Source organism: Aeromonas sp. QDB39, from assembly GCF_027707585.1.
Classification (GTDB): domain Bacteria; phylum Pseudomonadota; class Gammaproteobacteria; order Enterobacterales; family Aeromonadaceae; genus Aeromonas; species Aeromonas hydrophila.
On sequence record NZ_JAPCIV010000092.1, the window covers coordinates 1 to 3,105 of the forward strand.

The window sequence follows — 3,105 nt, forward strand, 5'->3', positions numbered from 1 at the left end:
GGGCTGGGGAAGTTGTGGCCTAATGGCTTATTTGGGCAACAACGCCTCAGGCGGTATCGATTTGGGAAACAACGCCCCACCGAGGCCATAGGCATCGATATCGTTGTTTCCGTCATCTGCCGTGTAATTACCGGTAAAGAAGTACTCAATACTTCTCCATACACTCTTTCCCATGTATTAACTCATTATGATTAAATGGAAAACCACTGCACCCTGCGCACACAATGGCCAAGTTCGGCATGAACATGACCGCGCACTGTGCAGACCCGCTGCCCTTTCCATGGCAAGAATATCCGGCGACGCAGATCGCTCACCACGGCGCGGGCGTGTCCGTATGGCGCTATCATCTCCGGAATAAAAATGTGGTCGCCGGATTGCCAATCCTCACGGATCAGCTCCCGCTCGGCGGCCAGCAAGGTGTCACGAATGGATAAAGAGACAAACGCCCAGTTGCAAAATGCAACCGGGCGTCCGCATGAGTCTTCGTAATAGCAAAACTGGTTCAATTCAAATGCTGGCAATATACGTTGCTGCCACTCGGCGACGGAATAACGCCGGTGCAGGGAGGAGTGCTGACTGAGCAGCATGACACCTCCCAACATATGTTGTTTTTGTTGCCAGTTAGGTTCCGTTGGTTGCAATACCAAGTGCATTGACTCCCCACACCGGAAACTTATTTTTTCTTGCGCGGCGCAGCCTGTGCAGTGGCGGCAGGAGCGGTTTCCTGCGCGTCGGCGGGGGCGGCCGGGATCAGGCCAGCGGCGATCAGCTTGTCGAACTCGGCCGCCATGCGCGGATCTTCAAGCATATTTTTTATCATTGAAACCATATACATAAAGCCAGCTGCCGGCATGTGCACCGTCTGTTTCAGCGCCAGCTCATTGTCGCTTTCGGCCATGACGCCCTGCGCCATCTTGAGCGGATCCTGGCCGACGAAATAGAGGGAGAAAATCCCCTTGTTGTAGTTGACGCTGGATACTGTCTGTACAAACTGCTCTGTCATATAAATTCCATTATCAATAAATATAAGGTAAAACAAAAAACAAAAATCCCACCAAAGATAAATCAACATGGTGCTAACATTTCATTTTTCGCTATATTTACCATATTTGAAAATATTATTTGATTCAATTAAACAATGATTCAAAAATAGAGTAATTACGTCAAAATAAATATCAACAAACTCATTAAGGTTAATAATGAGGCCACACTTGAGATTACCTTCAGATATATTAACTCAGTCAATTTATTATTGATTTTGTCAGCGCACATAATATTTGACAGATAATTATCGGCTCGTTAGTATGCGCGCCCTGCCTGCAACAGGTCACCTTGCCCCATATAAACAGGAGGGGTTTAAACGCGGCAACGGGGTATATTATGACTGCGCATGACGAGTCTGTTTTGGCATGCTTGAAGATTATTACCGGATTATTGGGCTGTCCCCCTAAAGATATAGATATCACGCCAGACGAACCCTTTGATATTATTGTCGACAGGCTGCAGCAGCAGACCGACAGCCGGATCCGCCAACGTCACATTGCTCCCCGCAAACTCGCCAAACAGACGCTCCCCCTGGTCCTGCTCAGTGACAACGGCAACCCCTGCGTCCTGGCCCAGCGTCAGGGGGAGCAGGCCCTGATCCTGGACCCCGCCGTCGGCAATCCCCAGGTCATCGACCAGCAGGCACTGCTGGCTCGCTGGAACGGACGAGTCTATCAAGTACGCAGACAGCAGAGCCGCTTTGACATCCGCTGGTTCATTCCGGCCTTCCTGCAGCAGAAACGGCTACTGGGGGAGATATTGCTCTTTTCGCTGGTCTTGCAGCTCCTGGCTCTCATCTCCCCGCTCTTTTTTCAGGTCGTCATGGACAAGGTGCTGGTGCATCAGGCCTGGTCGACGCTGGATGTGCTGGTGTTCGGGCTGCTGATCACCGCCCTGGTGGAGGTCTGTCTGCGCGGATTGCGGGAGTACCAGTACGCCCACACCGCCAACCGGATCGACATCCAGCTCGGCCTGCGCATGGTGCAGCACCTGTTTGCCCTGCCCCTGCTCTATTTCAAGAGCCGCCAGGTGGGGGCCATCGTGACCCGGGTGCAGGAGCTCAATACCATCCGCGAGTTCCTGACCGGCACCATGTTCACCCTGACGGTGGACGTGCTGTTCATGTTCGTCTTCCTGGCGGTCATGGCCAGCCTCTCCGGCATGCTGACCCTGGTGATCCTGCTCTCCATCCCCGCCTATGTACTGATCGCCTGGTGGATCACGCAGCGCATGCAGCAGGCTGTCGAGCAGCAGTTCGGCCACGCCGCCGCCAACACCGCCTTCTTGAACGAGACGGTCGCCGGCGCCGAGACCCTCAAGAGCCTGGCGCTGGAGCCGCGCTTCGTGCGGCGCTGGGATGAGCAGACCAGCCAGATGGTAACCGCCGGTTACCGGGTTCAGCAGCTCAACAACGCCTCCCAGCACGGCGTCATGTGGCTGCAAAAACTGGTGAGCGCATGCGTGCTCTGGCTCGGTGCGAGCGAGGTGATCAGCCTGCAGCTCACCATCGGCCAGCTCATCGCCTTCAATATGATGGCCGGCCACGTGGCCCAGCCCCTGTCACGGCTGGTCGAGCTGTGGGGCCAGTTCATCCAGACCCGGATCGCGGTGGACAAACTGGGTGACATGCTCAACCTGCCCCCCGAACACCAGCGTGACGGCGCGGGTCAGGTGAGTGCTGGCGCCATTTTGCTGGAGCGGGTGCGCTTTCGCTATCAGCCGGACGCCCCCCTCATCATCGATGATCTCTCCCTGACCATAGCGGCCGGCGAAACGCTCGGGGTTGTCGGCGGCTCAGGCTCGGGCAAGAGCACCCTGGCCAGACTGCTGCTGCGCCTCTACCAACCCGAGCAGGGCGAGATCTTCATCGACGGCCAATCCATCCGCCAGCTCCCCCTCCACCACCTGCGTCAACAGATGGGCGTGGTGCTGCAGGAGAACCACCTGTTCAACAAATCGGTACGGGACAACATCGCCCAGTCGATGCGGCGTTGTTTCCCAAATCAGAGTGACCTGAATTGAACTTATGGTTGAGACGGTGATCTGATCACCAAATCCCTC

General features: G+C 55.3%; 4 protein-coding genes. 2 read left to right on the forward strand and 2 right to left on the reverse strand.

What is annotated here, in order from left to right:
• Nucleotides 1-195: hypothetical protein (locus tag PG899_RS23815; protein WP_270697798.1), on the forward strand; the 195-nt coding region annotated here is incomplete at its 5' end.
• On the opposite strand, the gene rtxC is transcribed toward PG899_RS23815, so the two are convergent.
• Both rtxC and rtxH read right to left on the reverse strand, forming a co-directional pair.
• Nucleotides 192-653, reverse strand: coding sequence for an RTX toxin-activating lysine-acyltransferase RtxC (gene rtxC / locus PG899_RS23820; RefSeq protein WP_161772470.1), 462 nt, complete (start codon nt 651-653; stop codon nt 192-194). The genes PG899_RS23815 and rtxC overlap by 4 nt on opposite strands.
• A 20-nt stretch (nt 654-673) precedes the next feature.
• Complete coding sequence (gene rtxH, locus PG899_RS23825) at nt 674-1,072, reverse strand: protein RtxH (RefSeq protein ID WP_076361215.1); 399 nt, start codon at nt 1,070-1,072, stop codon at nt 674-676.
• 332 nt (nt 1,073-1,404) lie between these two features.
• Here rtxH and PG899_RS23830 point away from each other — a divergent pair, with 332 nt between their 5' ends.
• Entirely contained in the window at nt 1,405-3,066 is a 1,662-nt protein-coding gene (locus PG899_RS23830) for an ABC transporter transmembrane domain-containing protein (RefSeq protein ID WP_270697800.1), read from the forward strand.
• The last annotated feature ends 39 nt before the right edge of the window (nt 3,067-3,105 follow it).